The following is a 22552-nucleotide window of genomic DNA, read 5'->3' on the forward strand; positions in this document are numbered from 1 at the left end:
GGATTTAAAAGGGGAAAAGTAAATGATACTTGAAGTTTTCGTAATTATCCTTGCATACTTACTAGGTTCAATACCCTCTGCACTAATTGTTGGGAAGATTGGGTACGGGATTGATATTCGTGAACATGGTAGCGGGAATTTAGGGGGAACAAATACGTTTCGTACTTTAGGTGTGAAAGCGGGATTAATTGTAACAATAGCTGATATACTAAAAGGCACATTGGCAGCAGCATTACCTATACTAGTAGGTGCAGACCTTCATCCATTACTTGTTGGGGTCATTGCCGTCATTGGACATGTATATCCTGTTTTTGCAAAATTTAAAGGTGGAAAAGCAGTAGCAACATCCGGTGGATTGCTCTTATTTTATAGCCCTATTCTTTTTATAACGATGCTACTTGTCTTCTTTATCTGTTTATACATATCAAAGTACGTCTCACTTTCATCCATGCTAACAGGTATCTATGGTGTCATCTATAGTATATTCTTTGGAGACCTTCCTTTAATTATTGTCCTATCCTTACTTGCGGCGTTTGTGATTTTTAAACACACCGCTAACATTAAACGAATTATCAACAAAACAGAACCTAAAATTAAGTGGCTCTAAACACATCCTATCAGGGTGTGTTTTTTCTATTCTAAGAGGTTCGAGTACTTACTGCCCTCTAAAATCGTGTAAACGTTTTCAGTTTTGTCAAATTTCAAGGGTTAATTCCATGGATTTTGCTATATGATATAAATAAGAACTACATGAAAGGTTGATGAGCATGCAAAAACTCAACCCACGTAATTTTATATATGAAGCAACTGTAAGCCCTTCTGAACATAATAATGAGTTTGCATTAGAACTATTTGATTACAGCTCTAACTTAGAATGTAGTGGAGAACCATGCAAGAAAATCTCTACATTTGATGAACTATTATTGATAATTGACGAATTAGAAGACGAAAAAGACGTACAACCGAGGTAGGTTGCACGTCTTTTTTTTATTTCTTTTTATTAAATAAAACGATCGAAGAACTCAAGAATCGTTCTGTTTACTTTTATTTCATTTTCTTTTTTCGAGAAGCCATGTCCCTCATCTTCTAAAACGAGGTATTCTACATTGATTCCTTTATCTTGAAGCGCTTGAACGATTTTATCTGATTCAGCCTTAACAACTCGAGGGTCATTTGCACCTTGAATAACAAGCATAGGTTTGATCATACCATCTAAATGAGTAATTGGAGAATATTCAATTAGCTTCTCTTTATCCTTAACTGGGTCTCCTACCCATTGTGCCATTGCAGGCTTCCAGTGCTCAGGTACTGAATCAATAAAAGAGAATAAGTCACTTGGTCCAAATATATCTACAACCGCCTTAAAATACTCCGCATGACGACCATGTAATAGTAAGGCCATATAGCCACCAAAGCTACCACCCATTAATAAAATTTTCTCACGATCTGCGTAGCCGTTTTTAATAAGGTATTCTAATCCTTCAATATTATCTAGTCTTGGACCATATCCCCAGTCACCTTCGACCATTTTCATAAATGATAACCCATAGTTAGATGAACCACGGAAGTTTGGAGCAAATAGACTATAACCACGGTTGACTAAGAATTGGAATAGTGCTCTGAATGACTTACGCTCGGCAGCTTGAGGGCCACCGTGAGGCCATAAAATGACATGTCCATTGCTAACTTCTTCTTTTGCTTTAAAGAATAGAGCTTCGATTTCTAATCCATCGAATGAAGGATATGTAAGTACTTCAGGCTCAACTAACTCCTCTTCAGCTACCCCTGGAACTCCGTAATTTGTACACGCTTGCCATGCTTTAGTTGTAGAAGTTCTTTTGTAAATATTGAACGGGCGTGTTGCAGAACGACCAAGAATATATAAGTTACCAGCTTTTGATACAACTAGCTTTTCAATAACACTAGTAGGTGTATCAATAGGATTTGTCTCTCCTGTAGCTAGATCATATTCATATAAGAAATCTACAACACCTTTTGAACTCGTAAGGTATAGTTTATTTTGCTCTTTATTGAACTTCACGTTATTCAAGTCTTCTTTGTCAAAAGCTAAAACTTTTGTAAATTCTCCAGAAGTGAGATCATATTTTGCCAAGTATGTTAAATCTTCCTCGTGGTTTGTAAGTAAATAAGTTTCCGTATCACTTGTAAATACTACACCTGTAACAGTGTGCTGTTTATCGGTTTCTGGTGTTAGTTGAATGAAGGTGCCATTATTCAACACATACGCACGCGTGTTCGTATTAGCGAAGTGTCTCCAATAAATTTGGCTGTCTTCATTTGGACTCACATCCATTAAATAGGTAGCCGATTCACTTCCTTCGTTTATAACTGACTCTTCACCGTTTTCAAGATTGTAGCAATATGTATTTAAATACATAGGATTTTCTTTAGTTGAAGTGTAAAATAATCTCTTTCCATCCTTTGAAAGAATTGGTCCCATATGACGATGACCTTCTAATGTACGAAGTGGTTTTAATTCTCCACCCTGTGTTTGAAGAGCATATAATTGGGTATTTTCGTCTCCATCTTTATCAAAGCCAGCAATAATAAATTTACCTTCCTTATCATACACAAGCTCTTGATTACTTTGATCAATAAACGTAAGGGGATAAGGAAACTGATTAGGCAAATCCATTGCCCAAAGATTATACTTTCCACTTAAATTCGTACTAAAGATTAATTGTGTCTCATCGGGACTTACTGCAAAATTTTGAATTGCAAACGTTCTAAAAAATTGTTCTACATCTGGTTTTTTAAAAGTAATCATGTACTGACCCTCTTTCTATGAAATTGCATTTCTATTTACAATATTCGCTATGAATAAGAAAAATCCTTGTATTTTATTTCGGCTATTGAAATATTTTTCTGCTATTCCTGCTAAAATTCTTGTTTTTTTCACAAAATATGAGTAAATTTTCCAAATTTATTATATAGTAAGATTAAATGAACTTAAGGAGTTAACGTGAGTGAAAAAATCGAAGCAAAAATTAACCTTGTTTGCGTCTATTATAAGTTTAACTTTACTAATCACTATATCTTATTTACTTTTCTCCATGTATTTTGAAAGAGAACAGGCAGTTTCTAGCACAACAATTAAATCTATATCAGACCACTCTACAAAACAATCCGAATTTGTTTTTAAATCCTATTCTGCAACGATATCACTTGCTGCAGTTGGTGATATCTTGATTCATGGCACTGTTTACAAGGATGCAAAGACCGCTACTGGCTATGATTTCAAGCCGAATATAGCAAGTGTAAAGCACCTGCTTCAAAGTCCTGATATTACTATAGCAAATCAAGAAACAATCATCGGTGGAATAGATATCGGCCTATCTACTTATCCTCTGTTTAATAGTCCTTATGAGGTTGCAGATGCCTTTTTAGATGCTGGAGTTGATATCGTTTCCATTGCCAATAACCATACATTAGATCGAGGAGAAAAAGCGGTCCTAAATGCAACTTCCTATTTTGATAAAATTGGGATGGAGTATGTTGGAGGCTATCGTGATAAGGAAGATAAAGAGCGAATCAGAGTTCTTAACCGTAATGGAATCAGGATTGCCTTCCTATCTTATACGTATGGAACAAATGGCATTCCAGTTCCCAAAGGAAAAGAGTATCTCGTCAATCTAATTGAACCTGAGAACATGAAAGCAGACATAGCAGCCGCTAAACAAGTTGCAGATGTACTTGTTGTTAGTATGCATTGGGGGAATGAATATCAACTCTTCCCAAATGATGAGCAAAAATCCTTAGCCAAAATGCTAGCAAATGAAGGTGTTGATTTAATTATTGGACATCACCCACATGTTCTGCAACCTATGGAATGGATTACAAGGGATGATGGCAGCAAGACCTTTGTTGTATATTCGCTAGGTAACTTTTTATCTGGACAAGTAAAAAATTATAAGGATATTGGTGGCATCTTAGAGATTAATATTACAAAACAACTGGTAGACAATAAATCAGTGGTAACAATTCACAATCCACAATTTACACCTACGTATGTAACAAATACAAATGTCAGGAGATTTCAAGTAGTACCACTAGAGGTTGCAGCAGCCTCTGGCACAAGATACTCTTCTTCTATATTTGAAGAAATGGCTAGCCATATGAAGCAGTGGCTTGATTAAAATTCACCTATTGTTCATTGGATACTCTACATACCTAAATGTATAATAAGGCTATACCCCTTAAGGAAGGTGTTACTTATGGAATTAATGGTGTCTGACAAGGCTGCGAAATGGTATAAGGATGAACTAAATTTACAATCTGGTGACGGTGTTCGTTTTTTTGTACGTTATGGTGGGTTTAATTCCTTACAAAGTGGCTTTTCACTTGGTGTTAGTATTGAGAAACCTGTAGAATCAGCAATAAAGGTTGAAGAAGAAGGTATAACATTTTTTGTTGAAGAAGCTGATATTTGGTATTTTGACAATCATAATCTCAAAGTAGCTTTTGATGAGAAAAAAGAAGAACCGGAATTTGAATATATATCTTAATATTAATGAAAGAAGTGATTCGTCGTGAGCGGAATCACTTCTTTTGCTGTATGAAACGTTCAATTTGCTCATGCATACCCTCCTCTTGAAGTATACTGCGTTGGCGGTCACCTAATAAATCAAAATGAGGATATGTGTCTCTTACGTGGACCCATTCTGCTTTTAAACCATATTGGTTACCCCAGTTGATTAACTTATCAATGTCCGAGCAACCAACCTTTGTCACCGTATTGCATTGAGGAAAACGAGGGTCATACCAGTAATGTGTTATAAAAGATATTTGTCCAGAACGTACGCTTTCTTTCCACTCCTCTAGTTCACGTTTTTTTATTCCGAATGCCATTTACTTCACTTCCGATTTTTTTGCTTTTTCATATGCTTCATGCCAATCTGGATAAACTTTACGAATTTGTATTGGACGGAATGAATTCTTTTTTACACACACATGAGTAGAAATAGCACTCACAGCAAGCTCATTTGTTGGGGTTAGTATTTCATAGCCATAAATCACACGTAACCCGTCGTAATGCTCAATCCACGTATTAACTACAGCTATATCCCCATAACGTAAAGGTTTCTTATAAGATACTTGAATATCAATAACTGGAGAAATGATTCCTTCCTCCTCCATCGCTGCATAGCTAAACCCCAAATCTTTAATAAGTTGTGTACGTCCTAGTTCTAACCACACTAAATAGTTTCCGTGGTATACCACACCCATTTGATCTGTTTCTGCATATCTTACTTCTACTTCTTTTTTACTTACTAGCACGAATCTTTCTCCCCCTATGTACTGCTTGTATACCATTCATTTTACGAGATAAAAGAAGTAAATACCAATAAAAAAGACCACAACTTTTAAAGTTTGGTCTTTTGAACAAATTAGATATTGCCGTTTTCTCTTGCCTGAGCCTCATCACGAATCTCATTTCTCATTGCTTCAATGCTCTCTTCACGACGTTGGTTTTTTGCTTCAATTGCTGCTCTTTCCTCTGTTGAAGCAAATTGCATTGTCTCATGAGATTCTTCGATATTCTCAATTGTGTTCTGAACCATATCTTGTAGCTTTTCTACATTATCATTGCGGTTATCTGGTTTTGCTTGGTGATTTGTCATATGTATCCTCCTTATTAATTGACGTTTATTTACATAGATATTTTGCAACAAAGGATAGACAATTATGAGGATTTTTTAAATTAAATAAAAGGACGTAAAGCACGCCCTTTTAACTAAGTTAATTATTCACCTTTTGTTTGAATAACTTGTGGTTGATGCCCAGATTTATCCTGCATCTTTTTCCCTTTGTTTCCTCCAAAGCCACGTGGTTGAGTTCCAATTTTATTGTTTTTAAATTGGTTGTATTGGTTGTTTTGATTAGACATGCAATAATCCCCTCCTATAATACATTATCACCAGTCAATAAGGTCTTCATGTATGGAGATATTTGGAGTGGCTTCTTGTAGTATCTATTCTGCCTTACCAAGCATCTTTTGTTCTAACCTTGCTTCTATTTTATCCATAGCTTCTTGGTCTTTAAGTAACTGCTTTTTATTTTCTAATACTAATTCTTCAAATGACTGTTTTCTGATTTTTCTCAATTTTCTCACCCCTTTTAACACTATTGTAATATTAATAATTCCCAAAATACGTTGTAATTATTACAACTTTTTGAAAATTTATTGAAAAATAAAAACAAGAGCTAAAGAAACTCTTGTTTCAAATCACCTTAATTCATTTTCTTGGTTTCGCTCTTCATCATATCTAATGACATAGCCCCAATGTATTTGTATCTAATTACTCCCTCTGTATCAATGTAATATGAGGTAGGAATTGAGTATACCTGATAGGAAGTACTCACATTATTCGTTTCATCTAGTAGTACAGGAAAAGTTAATTCTTTATCACTTACATAATTAGTTACTGTATCCAAGCTTTTCTCAGTTGTTGTCATATTTACCGCTAGGATGACTGTTTCATCACCATAGGTCTCATGAAACTCCTGCATTTCTGGCATCTCTGCTTGACAAGGACCACACCATGAGGCCCAGAAATTTAAAATAACTTTTTTACCTTGAAAACTTGATAACTTAACACTATCTCCGTTTAATAATTGTAATTCAAAATCGGGGGCTGCTTCTCCAATTTCTATACCAGTTGTCACTGGTTTATTAAGAACAGATTGATATAACGCGTAACCACCAAGAACAAGTAATACGGCTATTGCAATTATTTTTTTCTTCATATGTAATAAAGCCTCCTATTGTTCGTAAAGAAATGTAACCAATAAATAGTACGTGGTAAGTGAGGTTAGCATACCAAAACCTAGAACATCAAAGACATTCTTGACCTTAAATTTGTTTTTCTTAATCTGCCATCCTAAATAAAGAATACCTATTAGTAAACCTAGCACAAGACCTTTTATTCCACCTGTGAAAAATAGAATTCCTTGAGGATTTGTAAAAAGAATGCTGGGTCTAAATAGGACTATACTGAATTTATATAGTAGTAAGCAAATGACTAAACCATTTCCAATTTCATTGAGTAACAATGGTTGAAGATCAGGAAATTTTCTAATTCTTATCTCCATTACAATATATGAGACAAGCCCAGCTATAAATAAAACAATCCACAAATTCTTTATTAAAAAGGGTCCAATTGTAATACTATCGTATAACATATACTATTCTCCTACCTGACTATTGTTCGTACATATTTATTATTAAAACACACTTCTTGTTATTTTAGTAATTATTTGACCAAAGGAAAAAGGCAGAAATGTGAACAATCACATCTCTGCCTTTTTGGTTTTATAATTATGCTTTCAATTTATCACGTAATACCATTTGTAGAATGCCACCATGACGGTAGTAATCTATTTCTACTTCGCTATCAAAACGAACAAGTACTTCAAATTCTTTTTTGTTCCCTGCTTCGTCAGTAGCTGTAACTTTTACAAAGTCACGTGGTTTTACGTTCTCATCAATTGCAACTTCGATTGTTTCTTTACCAGTTAAACCAAGTGATTCAGCGCCTTCTCCATCTTTAAATTGAAGAGGAAGAACACCCATTAATACAAGGTTACTTCTGTGGATACGCTCGAAGCTTTGAGCGATAACTGTTTTAATTCCAAGTAAGTTTGTTCCTTTTGCTGCCCAGTCACGAGAGCTTCCCATACCGTAGTCATTACCAGCTAGTACAACTAAACCTGTGTTATCTTGTTTGTATTTCATACAAGCATCATAAATTGATGTTACTTCGCCAGTTGGCCAGTAAGTAGTGTATCCACCTTCTGTACCAGGAGCGATTTGGTTTTTGATACGGATGTTTGCAAATGTACCACGCATCATAACTTCATGGTGTCCACGACGTGAACCATAAGAGTTAAAGTCACGAGGAGTAACGCCACGCTCTTGTAGGTAACGACCAGCTGGTGTATCTTTACCGATTGAACCTGCAGGAGAGATGTGGTCAGTTGTAACTGAATCACCGAATTTACCAACAACGCGTAGTCCGCTTAATGGCGTAACTTCGCCTGGCTCAGCAGATAACCCTTCAAAGAATGGTGGGTTAGCAATGTAAGTAGATTCATCATCCCAAGTGTAAAGAGCGTCTTCACTTGTCTCAATTTCATTCCAACGAGCATTGTCATTGAATACATTTTCATATTCTCTACGGAATAGTTCAGGTGTAACAGTATTTTTAACAACTTCTTTAACCTCGTCCATTGAAGGCCAGATGTCGCCAAAGAATACATCATTTCCGTCTTTGTCTTTACCGATAGGATCGTTTTGTAGATCGATATCAACCGTACCAGCAAGAGCATAAGCCACAACTAATGGTGGTGATGCAAGGTAGTTACCTTTAACTAGCGGATGGATACGTCCTTCAAAGTTACGGTTACCAGAAAGAACAGAAGTGATTAGTAAATCACTTTCAGCAACTGCTTTTTCGATTTCGTCAGCTAACGGACCAGAGTTACCGATACAAGTTGTACAACCAAAACCAACTGTGTTGAAGCCTAATTGCTCAAGGTATGGAAGTAATTTTGCATCTTCTAGGTAACCAGTAACAACTTTTGATCCTGGTGCTAAAGAAGTTTTTACGTATTTAGGAACTTGTAGGCCTTTTTCTACTGCTTTTTTCGCAACAAGACCTGCACCTAACATAACGTAAGGGTTTGATGTATTTGTACAGCTTGTGATTGCAGCAATTGCAACCGCACCTGTTTTCATTGTTGTTTCATCACCATTGTTAAATTTAACAGTGATTTCTTTATTAATGTCATCAGCAGCTAAACCGAATCCTTGGTTTCCAGTAGCTGTAAGTGCATTTGTGAAAGATTCTTTCATAGCTGAAAGAGGAATTAAATCTTGTGGACGCTTCGGACCAGAAAGATTTGCTTCAATTTCAGAAAGGTTGATTTCTACAATATTTGTGAAGATTGGATCTTCAAGATCAGGAGTGTAGAATAAACCATTTGCTTTAGAATACTCTTCAACTACTTTTACTAACTCTTCATCGCGGCCAGTTAGACGTAGGTATTCTAGTGCTTCACCGTCAACTGGGAAGAACCCACAGGTTGCACCATACTCAGGAGCCATGTTCGCAATTGTAGCACGGTCAGCTAATGGTAATTGTGAAATTCCAGGTCCGAAGAACTCTACGAATTTACCAACTACGCCTTCTTTACGTAGAACTTGAGTTACTTTAAGTGCTAAGTCAGTTGCAGTAGTTCCGTTTGGAAGTTCTCCAACAAGACGAACCCCAACTACTTCAGGAACTGGGAAGTATGAAGGTTGACCAAGCATTCCAGCTTCCGCTTCAATACCACCTACACCCCATCCTAAAACACCGATACCGTTGATCATTGTTGTATGTGAGTCAGTACCAACTAATGAATCAGGGAATGTTTCAAATTCACCATTTTCACCTTCAACAGCATGAACAACGTTCGCTAGGAACTCAAGGTTAACCTGGTGAACGATACCAGTTGCTGGTGGTACTGCACGATAGTTATCAAATGATTTTTGAGCCCAGCTTAAGAATTTGTAACGCTCAGCGTTTCTTTCAAATTCAAGATCCATGTTGAATGCTAATGAGTCAGCAGTACCCGCTCTATCTACTTGCACTGAGTGGTCAATTACTAAATCAACAGGAATTTCTGGATTAATTTTATCTGGATTTCCACCGATATCAGCCATAGCTTTACGTAAAGAAGCTAAATCAACAACTGCAGGTACTCCAGTGAAATCTTGTAAAATTACACGAGATGGTTTGAAAGGTACGTCTACTTCACGAACTTCGTCAGTTCCCCATTTCGCTAAGTTTTCAACGTGCTCTTTTGTAATTACTCTTCCATCAACTTGACGTAATACGGATTCAAGTAACACCTTAATTGAATAAGGTAAACGTGAAACTTTACCAATATTTGCGTTCTCAAGTGCTTGTAAGTTATAGAAGTTATAAGTTTTGCCATTCACTGTAAAAGATGAACGTGCATTAAAAACATCTTGTTTTGCCATATGTATTACCCCCTCTTGAATAATAGTAGTATAATTTCAACAAAATGTCGAAAATGAACCTTTATTATGAAATTCCCTACTTGAATATCTTAATACATTGATATACATAAGTAAATAACAAGAAAGTTATTGGTTATAATAAGTTTTTCTTATCTTAAATTCAAATCAAAGAGCACACAATTTATTATACATATTTCCTCTCTAATTACTCAAAACTACTAGCATGGAGGTGATTCTCATGGCAAAAAGAAAGTCAAATCACGTTATACCAGGTATGAATGCTGCAAAATCTCAAGGCATTGGTGCTGGTTTTAATGAGGAGTTTTCAAATGAACCTCTATCTGCTGAGCAAAAACAAAACAATAAAAAACGTAAAAAGAACCAGTAAATTACAAAAGCGGAAGCGCCTCGTTCAGCCCCGACAAGCAAATGTTCTGTGGAAAAAGAAGTCTGCTCTTTGACTTTTTATGCCTCAGGTTATTTGACCTCGAGGGGCTAGGCGCTGGAGCTAGACGTAGCAAAGAAGAAACCCGCAAATTTGCGGGTTTTTTAGTCGTTATTTACTTCAGAGACGATAGACTGAAGATCATCCTGAAATTGTTGTAATTGATCTCGTTGACTATCCGAAGCTACTTCAAGAGCATTATTAATCTGTTGAACAGCTTCATTAACCTCATTTTTTAGACGCTTTAGATGTGCACCATAATCAGGGTCATCTTTTACAATGTTCTCATAAATATCTCTAGCCTGTTCAGTTCCCTGCTGTGCAGCTTGAAATGCTTGTTGCTTATCCTTACTATAAGGCACTACTGTCATCTCCTTCTAGGTGAAATCTACATTTACTATCTTTCCTTAAAATGAATAAAACATTCGAAGTTCTTTTTAGAATAAAAATAGTCTTTTATATCATCCTATTGTTAGAAGGAGGGATACTGATGGCAGAAAAAAATACCTACAAGGATATCCGTAAAAATTCTCCTAAAGGTAATAACCCGGGTCAACCTGAGCCTTTGAGTGGTTCAAAAAAGGTTAAAAACCGAAACCATACTAGACAAAAGAATAACCAAGGACATGATATGTAAACAAATAGAATGAATTAAAGCCGCTACATTTAGCGGCTTTCTTTATAGATTCTTCAAGATAGAAATTAAAGTAGCTGATTCATCTTCCATTATTGTTCTAAAATCAAGAATTATTTGTTCATTTTTTATCCGTGTAATTACACTAGGCTTTGACTGTCTAAGTAATGTTGCAATTGTATCTGCTGACTGTCCATTTTTATGAAGAGTGACTACATAGGTAGGTAAAAGAACTTCTGGCATCGTTCCACCGCCGACTTGGGAGAAATCCTCAGTGACCTCACATTCAAATCCAATTGTTGCTTCATTCATTTTGGCGACAAATTGATTAGCACGTTCTTTTATTGTTTCTGGAGTCAAAAGAATATCCCTGACTGTTGGAATAGATATGATTTTTTCCGTATCTTGAAGGTATGCTTTTAAAGTAGCTTCAAGAGCAGCAAAAGTCATTTTATCTACTCGTAACACTCGTGCTAACTGGTGTTTTTTTAGCTTATCTATGAGGATCTTCTTACCTGCGATAATACCAGCTTGAGGACCTCCTAGTAATTTATCTCCACTAAATGAAACGATATCGACTCCTTGATCTATAATGTCAGCAACAACTGGTTCATCTCCAATAGAATTACCTTTGAAGTCAAAAAGCGAACCACTTCCTAAATCTTCATAGAAAATAACTCCATCATTCTTTTTAGTTAGAGAAACAAGTTCATCACTCTCAACAGTTTTTGTAAACCCAATTGTTTTAAAATTACTTGTATGCACTTTCATAATCATTGCTGTATTTTCATCAATTGCATTCTCATAATCATAGAGATGTGTTTTATTCGTGGTACCTATTTCAATCAGGTTTGCTCCACTCTCTTCCATAATAGATGACACCCGAAATGAACCACCAATTTCTACTAATTGTCCTCTTGAAACAATTACATTTTTATCTTTTGCTAGGGCCCGTAAAATCAAATAAACAGCAGCAGCATTATTGTTTACGACCATTGCAGCTTCAGCACCCGTAACATTTATTATCAATTCTTCAATGATATCGTGCCTTGAGCCCCTCTTACCAGATGATAAATTATATTCTAAGTTTGAATAATTCCTTGCTACATTTACCACTTGCTCGATAGCCTTTTCACTAAGTCTTGCCCTGCCCAAATTAGTATGTAACACAGTGCCAGTTGCATTAATAACGGGTTGTAAGTAATACTCACTTATTCTAATACAATCATTTTCAACATGTGTAAACAGTAAATCAATAAATTCAGTTTTAGCTGTACTTGGTCCATTAAAGTTACCATTTAATAGATTACTTCGAACCTGCTGTATTTGATTTTGAATAAGCTCAGTAACAAGTTCATGATGTAGTTTATAGGTTGAGACCAGTTGTTGAAAACGATTGTCCTTTTGCATTTCATGAATCGGTGGTAATTGTCTTACATATTCTTTCATGCTTGTTTCCTCCAGAATAAATCTCTTATCTACATTATAGCCTAATTTTTTAACTTCCAAATGAAAAGAGGCTGTCATTTTAACAGCCTCTCCTAATTACATTTGCTCCATTTTAGCTATAACTTCTTCTGCTGTAGGAAATTTTCCTACCTCTAATTTTGAAAACACTTTTTCACCATTTACAGTCACTTCAAATGCCCCACCTGATGCAGGGATTAGTTCCAAGTTTTTAATACCATGCCTAAAATGGCTGAATAGTCCTTCCGCGAAACTCGCGGCTTTGGGTGCGAAGTTTCACATCATACAAAATTCAACAGTTACTTTATATTCATTCATAAGAGTACCTCCTAAAAACAGATTCTTTGATCAGACTACTTTCATTTTAGTATAAGCATTATATTTTAGCAAAACTTTTGAATTTTATAATGGATGGTTAAAAATTCAGTATGGGCTAGGCCATTTCTATTTTTCAACCCATATCCTTTTGTTATCTTCTCGTTTTGTAAGGTTCAAAGTGTCCAGTAGCTCTAACAATGGTACTAGATATTTTCTTGAGAGCTGTAATGTGTCCTTTGCATCCTTTAAATCGAAAGACTCACCTGTGGAGGCTCTAAGATTAATTAATGCTTTATCAACTACGTTTTTATGTATAACGTGTTTTTCATCCAGTTGGTACAGAAGATTTGAATTCGTTAAGAACCATTTAAGTTCATTGGCCTCTTTATCGGGTAACCCTGCCTGAGAAACATATTCATCCCAGGTTTTGACTTGTAAATTATCTTCTATTAGTGAGTTAATAAGATTATCCATACGCTTAGCCCACTGAGATGGGAAACTGGGTTTAAAATGATCGAGTGCTATGAATTGCCCATTTTTCTTTATTTTACCCTCAGTAATCATACCCTCAATTACAAAATCCAATAACGTCTTAGGAAACTTACTTGAAAGTTCCTGAGAAATTTCTGCTTTATTAAGTCCTAGTCTCAAAGAATTTCCAAGATGATAGTTTTGTAATAGTTCTTCTATTTTAATGTGTAGTTCAGATACGACTGTTTTTAACGTATAAATATTTGCCTTAACCTCTATAACTTCCTGGTGTGAAAGTAATTCCTCTACAGACTCTTTAGCAAGAGAAGTTGCCTTTATAATCTCCGCTTTCGAAAGCAGTTTTTCCCTTTGTAAAGCCTCTGTTAAACGGTCAAATGGACTTCCTTCTTTTTTCTGAAGGAGCATTGAAACAGTGTCTTTACCAAACTTATATTTTCCACCAAGTGGATCAATCACCCAACCACCGGCAATCGTTTCCGATGGAGTAGGCCTTCTTAATATAAATCGATCCCCTCGCTTTGTAACAATAGGCTGATCAAGTCGAATCTGACAGACTACCTCATCAAGCTCATCCTTCACTTCATTCCGGTCAAAAAATACGATCTGCCCCATCACTTCTGAAGTGCCAATGTGACATTTGACCAGCGCTCTTTGCTTAACAAGGTGCTCTAAATCTGAAACAAATCGGATGACAACATCCATTGTTTGGGTAACGACATAATGCTTTGAAGAAACTAGCACATCTCCTCTAGTAACATCATCTGTTGTGACATTAGAAAGATTAATGGCCACTCTTTGTCCAGCAGTGGCTTTGTCCATTTGTATTTGGTGTATCTGCAATTGCCTGGCTTTTGTCTCATGAAAGGAAGGTAAAATAGTAAGCTGATCTCCTTCGAAGATAGTGCCTTCGTAAACAGTACCTCTTACAACCGTTCCCTGCCCCTTCACAGTGAATACCTGATCAATTGGAAGTCGAAAGCTTCCCAATGAATTACGTGCTTCTATATGAGACAATTGATTAAGTATTGTACTTTTGAGTTCATCTATTCCCATTTTTGATAGACTATTAATTGGTACAATTGGTGCATCTGCAAATAACGTTCCCTGTAATTGCTCAGCTATTTCTTCTTTCACTAATTCAGTAAATTCTTCTTCTACTCGGTCAATCTTACTAATAGCAACGATCCCTCGTTTAACACCTAGAAAGGATAGTATTTCTAGGTGCTCCTTCGTTTGTGGCATCACACCCTCATCCGCTGCCACAACTAAAATAACCAAATCAATCCCCGCTACTCCTGCAATCATTTGACGAATAAAACGTTCGTGACCTGGAACATCAATCACAGATATTTGCATTTCCTCATTTATATGTAAGGGAGCAAACCCCAATTCAATAGAAATTTGTCGTTCCTTTTCTTCCTTTAAACGATCTGTATCAACATTTGTTAGAGCTTTTGTTAACGTCGTTTTTCCATGATCTATATGGCCTGCCATACCTATTGTGAAAGACCTCTTCTCCATTACTCCACCTTCTTTACCAAAACATCAACTATCTTTTATCCATTATACGTCTGTTCCCACCAATTTTAAAGGAAACAAACCTGAACTTGACACTTTAACACATTACCGCACTGGGGGTCAGGCCCCAGAAGACACATTTTGCTTGATTTGTTTAATGTTATACTTGTATAATAGGAGTTACATTTCTACGGGGCTGATTGGGGTACTGGTGTCCTCCATGGTCTTCAAAACCACTTGTGTCCTGCGTGCCAGGATAGCTGGGTTCGATTCCCAGGCAGTCCCGCCAAAAAAATTAACTAATAACTTGTATGACCTCCTAACTATGCGGAAAAAATACCCATAGTTAAGGAGGTTTTTTGTTGTACTTGAATTAATCGATGAAGGGATTGGTAACTCTGAACAGAAATAGTGTCACCTGTTTTACTTATCTTTTAATAGCTTTATTATGTCTCTATACACTGCAAGTAGACAAAGTTTACTCATCTCCACCACAAGAGAACTCGGACTGGTCTTATCAAGAAAAAACTGGACCTGATTATTGGGGCTCTTTAGACCCTTCTTTCGTACAATGTGAAAAAGGGGCCTCTCAGTCACCTATTAATATTGACACTTCAAAGGTCATCGAACACTCAGAATTAAAAGACATTAGCCTCAATTATACAAAGTCTAGTTTTTCAATAACAAAGAAACAACTCACTCTAGAACTTCTCCCAGAGGATAAGAATAACTCTCTCTATATAGGAGAAAAAGAATATGTCTTAAAACAAATTCATTTTCACTATCCAAGCGAACATACGCTAAACGGCAAAAAGTTTCCTGCTGAGATACATCTTGTTCACCAAAATCGGTCAGGGCAATTAGCTGTTATTGGTCTTTTCGTAGAAAAAGGCAAGGAAAACCAAGTAATCAAGAAATTTTTCCGAGAACTTCCGAGAGAGATTGAGAAGGATCAGAAGGTAAAAGAAGATATAAACGTAGAAAACCTGTTACCTGAAAAAACAGTGTATTTTCGTTATGATGGGTCGTTAACTACACCACCTTGTTCTGAAGATGTTAAGTGGCTAGTTCTAAACCAATCTATAGAAATGTCAGCAGATCAACTCAATAAGCTAGAAACATTATTTATATCAAACAGTCGGCCTGTTCAATCGATTGGAAAGCGTAAAGTCTACATTAAACCGAATTAAAAAGTAGTAAAGATAAGAGGGATTGTCCTTTTATCTTTACTACCTTACTTTTACGATTCTTTAGGTTTAAACGTCCTACAACAAGTTTGAGCTGATTTCACTGCTTCGTCTATATGATCCTTATATCCTAATTCCTCTCCAAACTCTGAGTTATAGCTTGAATGACGGTCTAAATCTACCATGATTTTTTCCGCACGACAGACATTTCCTTCCCCATAAAACGTACAATTTGAAATAGAACAACTTACTTCTACATTTGGCATGTACTTGTCCTCCTTTCAGTTGTAACCTACCCTTTTAAATTACAATTCCGTTCCTTCATAATTTGCATATTTTTGAGTTAAATATGTACTAGATAGGTTAGCATCATTTTACAAAATTTACTCCTCACCTCTCTATTTCGACATTTTTTTATTGTCAATGCCTATTTATTCCATATATAATAAAGTACAACATAACAAATCCAAACAAGGTATTGGAGGTATACATGCCATTAGCCATAATGGAGTTATTAATTGGGTTGCTATTTATCTTTACGTTGCTATTTCTTTTTCAAATATATAATGATTGGTATGATAAGAAACCATCTCCTCTTACCTTTTTCTTATTTTCAACTCTCTCAATGATCCTTGTGATGATTAATCCGTTTGAGGATTCATCTGGAATGCGCTTTGATTATAGGTACATTCCATTAATCTTGGCTACATTGTACGGTGGCTTCCGTGTTGGACTACCCCTTTTAGTAATTTGTATAGCGATTCGTTTTTGGTACGGTGGTAGCGGATTTTATGCAACACTAATCAATTCTGGTGGCACAGTTCTGCTATCTATACTATTACATCAATTTTTTATTATTATTCGAACATACCAAAAGGTAATAATGGCAACCACCCTATCACTTGTCGTTACAACATCCACTTTACTGGTTATTCATTATTACTTTAATGTAAATGTATCATTGGAGATATGGATTGGGTTTGCAGGGATTCAAACGGTTAGTGTTGGTTTAATAACCTTACTAATCGAAACCACGAAAAAAACATTACTCATTAGAGAAAAAATAATTAGGGCAAAGAAGCTAGAGGCTGTAAGTCATTTAGCAGCTAGTGTGGGACATGAAATAAGGAATCCGCTAACAGTGACTAGAGGATTTTTACAGTTATTACAAACTGACAAAGATCTTCCATTTCAAAAGAGGCAAGAGTTTCTACAGATTGCAATGGAGCAATTAGACAGTGCAGAAACCATTATTTCTGACTACCTAACATTTGCCAAACCGGATATATCAAATGTAGAAGTTTTAGATATCGGTTTAGAAATTAAAAAGGCAACAGAGCTTATCACTCCATTGGCAAATCGTCATTCCGTTGTTATAGAAAATAATACCGCTAACAGTCACATAAAAGGCGATCGCAGTTATCTTCAACAATGTCTTGTAAATATTTTAAAGAATAGTATTGAGGCGATGCCACAAGGTGGTTTTTTAACAATACAATCGGAAGTTATTGAAGGGCAGTATAGATTATCCATTAGTGACACAGGAATTGGCATGACAAATGAACAGCTAAAACGCCTTGGAGAACCCTACTTCACCACTAAAGGCTATAAGGGTACTGGGTTAGGAATGATGGTAGTTTATAGTCTTATTAAGGCAATGAGTGGGAGTATTGATGTAACAAGTGAAATAGGAAAAGGAACACAATTTACAATTAACTTTCCTATTGTTAAACAAGAATTAACTATAGAACATACTTATAAAGCTAAATCTGTAAGCTAAAACACATTGTGTTTTAGCTTTTTTAGTCTTTAATAACCAATAAATGGGGCTTTAATTCATTTCTAATTTCGTCAGGTATCGGTTCTGACTTTTGAGTAACAAAGTTAAAATTAACATATGTAGCATTACCCTTTGCACATAGTTTTTGGTCCTGATGTATTTCCTCATACACCTCGAAACTAGAATTGCCAATTCTAGAGATCCAAGTCATAACAGTGACTGGGCTACCATAGTAGATTTGTCCTACATATTCTACATTCATTTTTACAATGACACACTTCCATTCCTGAAAGGATAAACTCGGTGTAAATACACGAAAAATCTGATCACGGCCTGACTCAAACCAAACTGGTATGGTTGTGTTGTTGATATGTCCTGCTCCATCTGTCTCCGAAACTCGAGGGTCGATTACCTTTTTAAACACTAATGCTCACCTCTAAAAAAGTTTTTAATTTTCCGACTATAAAGATTGTATTACATAATTTTAAAAAAGTAAAAACCCAAGCATATATGCTTGGGTTCGGTTCAAAGTGACTTTAACGGATATGACCGTCACCAGTCATTAAATATTTGCAAGTCGTTAATGCTGGAAGTCCCATGGGACCACGTGCATGAAGCTTTTGCGTGGAAATTCCTATTTCAGCACCAAAGCCTAATGCTCCACCATCGGTAAATCTTGTTGAAGCATTATGGTATAATGCAGCTGCATCGACATGCTTCATAAATGTAGAGGCAGCTACCTTATCTTCAGTAATAATTGCTTCTGAGTGCTTAGTACCGTATTGATCGATATGTTCAATCGCCTCATCTATATTTTTTACGATTTTCATCGCAATAGTTAAGCCTAAAAACTCCTCTGCCCAATCTTTTTCCTCTGCAAGTGTAGCACCTGGTATTTCATCAAGCACTCTCTTATCTCCTCGAATGCTTACACCATGATCATTTAATGTTGAAAGAAGAGCAGCTACATTGGATTCAAACCAATCTTCATGAACAATTACTGTTTCTGCCGCATTACACACAGCAGGTCGGTCGGTTTTTGCATTGATTAGAATCGATAATGCTTTATTTACGTCTGCTGCGCGATCGATATAGATATGACAATTTCCTACTCCTGTTTCTAGTACAGGTACAGTAGCATTATTAACAACTGCGTTAATCAAAGCACCTCCACCACGTGGAATTAACACGTCAATATGCTCTTTCAATGTAAACAATTGCTTTGTAGCTGCACGATCAGTACTAGCAATAAACTGAACAGCGTCCTTAGGTATTTTCGTCTCCTCTAATCCTTGGTGAATCACATCAACAATAACTTTATTGGTGTTAATGGCAGAGGAACCACCTTTTAAGACAATTGCATTTCCAGACTTTAGCGCAAGACCTGTTGCATCCACTGTAACATTTGGTCGTGCCTCATAGATCATACCAATAACTCCGAGTGGCACCCGGACCTGTTCTACCTTTAAACCATTTTCGAGTGTCCAATTAGATAAAACATCTCCAGTTGGATCCTCTAATTCTACAACTTCTCTTAGTCCTTTAGAGAAATCGTATATCCTCTCCTTTGTGAGTGAAAGTCTATCCATAAAGGCTTCTTCGAAATTTTGTTCTCTTCCGTTAGCTAGATCCAATTCATTTGCCTTTAAAATGGTTTTATATTCAGCTTCAAGCTTATCGGCTAAAATAGTCAATGCTTCATTTTTCTCTTCTGTGGTTAAAGCACTTAGTATTTTAGCCGCCTTCTTTGCTTGGATAGCTTGTGATTCTACATTAATTTCGTTTGATGTTAATAAAGTCATCAAATTCCCCCTTAAAAAATTGATTATATTACGTAAAACCTATAATCCTGCTGGAATTGAAAATTCGCAATGACATACTAAGTCATCATGATCTACTACTTTTTCATTTTTCGAATGAAGTTGTTTTGTTTCTTCAAGCTTTACCTTTAACTGCTCATAAGAACAATTGATAACACCCAACCCAACGGAATTACCTTCATGATCCATAATTCGCACAACAGAACCTTTTTTAAATTCACCATTTATCTCAACAATACCCTCACGTAATAGACCTGTTTTTTGGTTGATCATTTTTGATTTTGCGTCTTCAGTGATATAGACTTCTCCCTCTGGTCCGGAATTAAAAGCAATCCACTGCTTCTTCTGATCCAAGTTAGTGTTATCTGTTTTAGGTACAAAATAAGTTCCTTTTGCACTTTCATTAACTGCATCTACTAATATATTTTTTGTTCCTGCCTTACCTAGAAACGTAGATATTCCAGAAGCCATTGCAATTTTAACTGCATCAATTTTTGAACGCATGCCACCTGTGCCTACCGAACTTCCTGAATCACCTGCAGCCGCCTCAATAGCTGGTGTAATCTTATGCACCTTCTCAACTAGACTAGCATCACTGTTTGTTCTCGGATCTGCATTATATAGACCTTCAATGTCAGAAAGGATAATAAGCATGTTAGCATCAACAAGACCAGCTACTTTTGCAGAAAGTGTATCATTATCGCCAAAACGCAGGCGATCAACTGTCACTGTATCATTTTCATTGACGATAGGAATGATTCCTCTCTCTAACAATACATTTAAGGTGTTTCTTACATTGTTGTAGCGATTCTCATTTAAAAAATCACTTCGTGTAATTAAAATTTGAGAAGCGACGTAACCATGGGACAATAATAATTCAGAGTAAGCCTCCATTAATAACCCTTGCCCAATGGATGCTGCAGCTTGCTTTTCGGGTAAGGAAGTTGGTCGTTCTAAACACCCAAGCTTACGATATCCTGCTGCTACTGCACCTGATGAAACGACGAGTACTTCATGACCTTCATCTTTCAATTGCACGATTTCATCAACTAGTTTTTCGAGTTTCCGCCGACTAACTTCTCCATGTTGGCTAGTTAATGAGCTGCTACCTATTTTAACAATGATTCGCTTATTCTCGGTGCATGAGGTCATTCTATCACTCCTATTTCTCTCTGTTTGATGACTTTTTTTCAACTTTAATTAGTTTAATACAATTGTTTTATTTTTCATTTGTGCACTAATTTCTTTTGAGCGTTTTGCAGCATGTTGGATAGCCTGCTTAATTGCCTTACCGCCGCCATGTTTGGCAAGCGCCTCTAATCCGGCCGCTGTTGTTCCATTAGGTGACGTAACCTTTTCTCGTAGGTCAGCGGGTGTTGTATCATTTTCCATCATCATTTTGGCTGCACCAAGTATCGTTTGTGAAGCAATTTTTCGGGAAGTCTCTTCATCTAGACCCGCATCTTTACCGGCAATTTCCATATGTTCCATTAGGTAATAAAAGTAGGCTGGACCACTTCCAGCGATTCCAGTAAAGATATCCATTTTATCTTCTTCAATTAAATATACTTCTCCAATTGCTTCTAAAAGATCTTTTGCAAGCTCGACTTGATCGTCCTCAGTAAATTTGCCTCTAGAAATAGCAGTTGCCGATTCTCCAATCATACTTGAAGTATTGGGCATCACTCTTATCACCTGTTGACCAGATTTTAAGTTTTGCTCCATAAAAGAAGTAGAAATCCCTGCTAGTACGGATAAAACTAATTGATTTGGGGTAATTTTATCTTTAATTGATAATAAGGCTTTTTCAGCATCCTTAGGCTTCATAGCCAAAATAAGAATGTCCATTTCATTAAGACTTAACTGTTCACGAGTCAATCCTGTAATTCCATATTTATTTTCAAGCTCTTTTAAGCGAGTTTGATTACTATTGTTCGTAACGATAATTTGTTTAGATGGAACTTTATTTGCATTTACAATACCAGCAATCATTGCTTCTGCCATTGATCCTGCACCTAAAAAAGCAACCTTTTTATGCTTTAGCATCTAACCTCTCCTTAGTTTCATTTTTTTACAATGACTTTATAGTAGCAGATTGAAATGGTTATTCAAGGCTTTTTGAACATGTCATGTGGATATCGGCCAATTAGTTAGTGTAAGCGTTATCAATTAACGATAAATTTCCATAATCCTTTCTCAGGCTTGAAAATAACGGCTAATAGCTGAATATGGAGAAAAATCCTATCTAAAGAAGACATGCAGTGTTTGTCCAATAAATCCACTATTTGAAAATAATTTATTTTATCTAATGGACAACATCGGCTATAATGTAAACAGAGAAATTAATGTTTTAGGGTTTTGGGGTGAACAAATGGTGAAGTTAGATGGATGGTTTTTATGGCTTATATTATTTTGGGTTATATTCCTACCAACAATGATGTCTATTGGTGGCTTTTTTATGTTTCGAAAGTTCTTGAAAAGACTCCCAAAGGAGGATGGCAAATCTGATCTGGACTGGGAGGAACATTATTTAAAAGAAACAATTGCGTTATGGAAAAAAGAAGAGAAGGCCTTACTTGAAGAGTTAGTTAAACCTGTTCCGGAGCTTTTTAGAGATGTTGCAAGGCAGAAGATTGCTGGCACAATCGGTAAGCTAGCTTTAGAGGAAAAAGCGAAAGCTATAACACAAGATCTTGTAGTCAGAGGATATATTATCGCTACGCCTAAGCGTGATCATAAATTTTTACTTAAAACATTACGTGAACAAAAAATTGATGTAACTCCTTATCAGCAATTATTTTAAAAAAAGCGTCAGGTGTCCATTTTTTATGGCATCTGACGCT

27 protein-coding genes and 1 tRNA gene are annotated in these 22552 nt (G+C 36.1%); 10 read left to right on the plus strand and 18 right to left on the minus strand.

What is annotated here, in order from left to right:
- Positions 1-22 precede the first annotated feature (22 nt).
- Positions 23-607: a glycerol-3-phosphate 1-O-acyltransferase PlsY gene (plsY, locus tag J2Z26_RS05830; RefSeq protein ID WP_227413711.1), complete on the plus strand. Its 585-nt coding sequence runs from the start codon at positions 23-25 to the stop codon at positions 605-607.
- A gap of 160 nt (positions 608-767) precedes the next feature.
- A complete protein-coding gene (locus J2Z26_RS05835) occupies positions 768-971 on the plus strand; it encodes a hypothetical protein (RefSeq protein WP_193536437.1) in 204 nt (67 codons plus the stop codon).
- A 29-nt stretch (positions 972-1000) separates the two neighbouring features.
- Here the strand turns inward: J2Z26_RS05835 and J2Z26_RS05840 are convergent, their stop codons facing one another.
- Positions 1001-2788 carry a S9 family peptidase gene (locus tag J2Z26_RS05840; RefSeq protein WP_193536439.1) on the minus strand — a complete coding sequence of 596 codons (1788 nt, stop codon included), beginning with the start codon at positions 2786-2788 and terminating at the stop codon, positions 1001-1003.
- Positions 2789-2987: 199 nt separating this feature from the next.
- On the opposite strand from J2Z26_RS05840, the gene J2Z26_RS05845 reads away from it, so the two are divergent.
- The gene (locus J2Z26_RS05845) at positions 2988-4157 is read left to right on the plus strand and encodes a CapA family protein (protein WP_319638051.1); all 1170 of its coding nucleotides are present in this window, start codon (positions 2988-2990) and stop codon (positions 4155-4157) included.
- 78 nt (positions 4158-4235) lie between these two features.
- Entirely contained in the window at positions 4236-4526 is a 291-nt protein-coding gene (locus tag J2Z26_RS05850) for a HesB/YadR/YfhF family protein (RefSeq protein WP_193536441.1), read from the plus strand.
- Positions 4527-4560: 34 nt separating this feature from the next.
- Here J2Z26_RS05850 and J2Z26_RS05855 read toward each other — a convergent pair whose 3' ends face one another.
- The 8 genes from J2Z26_RS05855 to acnA form a co-directional block, all read right to left on the minus strand.
- Complete coding sequence (locus J2Z26_RS05855; RefSeq protein ID WP_193536443.1) at positions 4561-4869, minus strand: hypothetical protein; 309 nt, start codon at positions 4867-4869, stop codon at positions 4561-4563.
- The gene (locus J2Z26_RS05860) at positions 4870-5298 is read right to left on the minus strand and encodes an acyl-CoA thioesterase (RefSeq protein ID WP_193536445.1); all 429 of its coding nucleotides are present in this window, start codon (positions 5296-5298) and stop codon (positions 4870-4872) included.
- 110 nt (positions 5299-5408) lie between these two features.
- A complete protein-coding gene (tlp, locus tag J2Z26_RS05865) occupies positions 5409-5642 on the minus strand; it encodes a small acid-soluble spore protein Tlp (RefSeq protein ID WP_193536447.1) in 234 nt (77 codons plus the stop codon).
- Between the two features lie 122 nt (positions 5643-5764).
- On the minus strand, positions 5765-5908 hold the full coding sequence (locus J2Z26_RS05870; protein WP_193472931.1) for an acid-soluble spore protein N: 144 nt from the start codon (positions 5906-5908) through the stop codon (positions 5765-5767).
- 84 nt (positions 5909-5992) lie between these two features.
- On the minus strand, positions 5993-6124 hold the full coding sequence (locus J2Z26_RS05875) for an FbpB family small basic protein (protein WP_193536449.1): 132 nt from the start codon (positions 6122-6124) through the stop codon (positions 5993-5995).
- 128 nt (positions 6125-6252) lie between these two features.
- Positions 6253-6768, minus strand: a complete 516-nt coding sequence (locus tag J2Z26_RS05880; RefSeq protein WP_193536450.1) for a peroxiredoxin family protein — start codon at positions 6766-6768, stop codon at positions 6253-6255.
- A 15-nt stretch (positions 6769-6783) separates the two neighbouring features.
- On the minus strand, positions 6784-7203 hold the full coding sequence (locus tag J2Z26_RS05885) for a hypothetical protein (protein WP_193536452.1): 420 nt from the start codon (positions 7201-7203) through the stop codon (positions 6784-6786).
- 136 nt (positions 7204-7339) lie between these two features.
- The gene (gene acnA, locus J2Z26_RS05890) at positions 7340-10048 is read right to left on the minus strand and encodes an aconitate hydratase AcnA (protein WP_193536454.1); all 2709 of its coding nucleotides are present in this window, start codon (positions 10046-10048) and stop codon (positions 7340-7342) included.
- Positions 10049-10286: 238 nt separating this feature from the next.
- Here acnA and sspO point away from each other — a divergent pair, with 238 nt between their 5' ends.
- On the plus strand, positions 10287-10436 hold the full coding sequence (sspO, locus tag J2Z26_RS05895) for a small acid-soluble spore protein O (RefSeq protein WP_193536456.1): 150 nt from the start codon (positions 10287-10289) through the stop codon (positions 10434-10436).
- 161 nt (positions 10437-10597) lie between these two features.
- Here the strand turns inward: sspO and J2Z26_RS05900 are convergent, their stop codons facing one another.
- Positions 10598-10855, minus strand: coding sequence for a hypothetical protein (locus J2Z26_RS05900; RefSeq protein ID WP_193537339.1), 258 nt, complete (start codon positions 10853-10855; stop codon positions 10598-10600).
- A gap of 128 nt (positions 10856-10983) precedes the next feature.
- Here J2Z26_RS05900 and J2Z26_RS05905 point away from each other — a divergent pair, with 128 nt between their 5' ends.
- Positions 10984-11130: a small acid-soluble spore protein P gene (locus J2Z26_RS05905; RefSeq protein ID WP_193536458.1), complete on the plus strand. Its 147-nt coding sequence runs from the start codon at positions 10984-10986 to the stop codon at positions 11128-11130.
- A gap of 42 nt (positions 11131-11172) precedes the next feature.
- On the opposite strand, the gene selA is transcribed toward J2Z26_RS05905, so the two are convergent.
- The 3 genes from selA to selB form a co-directional block, all read right to left on the minus strand.
- Entirely contained in the window at positions 11173-12654 is a 1482-nt protein-coding gene (gene selA, locus J2Z26_RS05910) for an L-seryl-tRNA(Sec) selenium transferase (protein ID WP_319638052.1), read from the minus strand.
- A gap of 18 nt (positions 12655-12672) precedes the next feature.
- Positions 12673-12912 carry an Rdx family protein gene (locus J2Z26_RS05915; RefSeq protein WP_406565554.1) on the minus strand — a complete coding sequence of 80 codons (240 nt, stop codon included), beginning with the start codon at positions 12910-12912 and terminating at the stop codon, positions 12673-12675.
- Between the two features lie 126 nt (positions 12913-13038).
- Positions 13039-14925, minus strand: a complete 1887-nt coding sequence (gene selB, locus J2Z26_RS05920) for a selenocysteine-specific translation elongation factor (RefSeq protein ID WP_193536460.1) — start codon at positions 14923-14925, stop codon at positions 13039-13041.
- Positions 14926-15114: 189 nt separating this feature from the next.
- Between selB and J2Z26_RS05925 the strand changes: the two genes are divergently transcribed.
- Positions 15115-15211: transfer RNA gene (locus tag J2Z26_RS05925), tRNA-Sec, on the plus strand.
- A gap of 91 nt (positions 15212-15302) precedes the next feature.
- Positions 15303-16112, plus strand: coding sequence for a carbonic anhydrase (locus J2Z26_RS05930; protein ID WP_193536462.1), 810 nt, complete (start codon positions 15303-15305; stop codon positions 16110-16112).
- A 50-nt stretch (positions 16113-16162) separates the two neighbouring features.
- Here J2Z26_RS05930 and J2Z26_RS05935 read toward each other — a convergent pair whose 3' ends face one another.
- Positions 16163-16375 carry a DUF1540 domain-containing protein gene (locus J2Z26_RS05935; RefSeq protein ID WP_193536464.1) on the minus strand — a complete coding sequence of 71 codons (213 nt, stop codon included), beginning with the start codon at positions 16373-16375 and terminating at the stop codon, positions 16163-16165.
- 224 nt (positions 16376-16599) lie between these two features.
- On the opposite strand from J2Z26_RS05935, the gene J2Z26_RS05940 reads away from it, so the two are divergent.
- The gene (locus J2Z26_RS05940; protein ID WP_193536466.1) at positions 16600-17889 is read left to right on the plus strand and encodes an ATP-binding protein; all 1290 of its coding nucleotides are present in this window, start codon (positions 16600-16602) and stop codon (positions 17887-17889) included.
- 22 nt (positions 17890-17911) lie between these two features.
- Here the strand turns inward: J2Z26_RS05940 and J2Z26_RS05945 are convergent, their stop codons facing one another.
- The 4 genes from J2Z26_RS05945 to proC form a co-directional block, all read right to left on the minus strand.
- Complete coding sequence (locus tag J2Z26_RS05945; RefSeq protein ID WP_193536468.1) at positions 17912-18313, minus strand: acyl-CoA thioesterase; 402 nt, start codon at positions 18311-18313, stop codon at positions 17912-17914.
- 112 nt (positions 18314-18425) lie between these two features.
- Positions 18426-19691 carry a glutamate-5-semialdehyde dehydrogenase gene (locus tag J2Z26_RS05950; RefSeq protein WP_193536470.1) on the minus strand — a complete coding sequence of 422 codons (1266 nt, stop codon included), beginning with the start codon at positions 19689-19691 and terminating at the stop codon, positions 18426-18428.
- A 39-nt stretch (positions 19692-19730) separates the two neighbouring features.
- A complete protein-coding gene (gene proB, locus J2Z26_RS05955; protein WP_193536472.1) occupies positions 19731-20861 on the minus strand; it encodes a glutamate 5-kinase in 1131 nt (376 codons plus the stop codon).
- Between the two features lie 48 nt (positions 20862-20909).
- On the minus strand, positions 20910-21755 hold the full coding sequence (proC, locus tag J2Z26_RS05960; protein WP_193536474.1) for a pyrroline-5-carboxylate reductase: 846 nt from the start codon (positions 21753-21755) through the stop codon (positions 20910-20912).
- Positions 21756-22080: 325 nt separating this feature from the next.
- Here proC and J2Z26_RS05965 point away from each other — a divergent pair, with 325 nt between their 5' ends.
- Positions 22081-22512 (plus strand): DUF2621 family protein, encoded by a 432-nt coding sequence (locus J2Z26_RS05965; RefSeq protein ID WP_193537343.1) that lies wholly within the window; start codon positions 22081-22083, stop codon positions 22510-22512.
- Positions 22513-22552 lie beyond the last annotated feature (40 nt).

The sequence above is a fragment of the Cytobacillus luteolus genome, assembly GCF_017873715.1.
GTDB lineage: Bacteria > Bacillota > Bacilli > Bacillales > Bacillaceae_L > Bacillus_BV > Bacillus_BV luteola.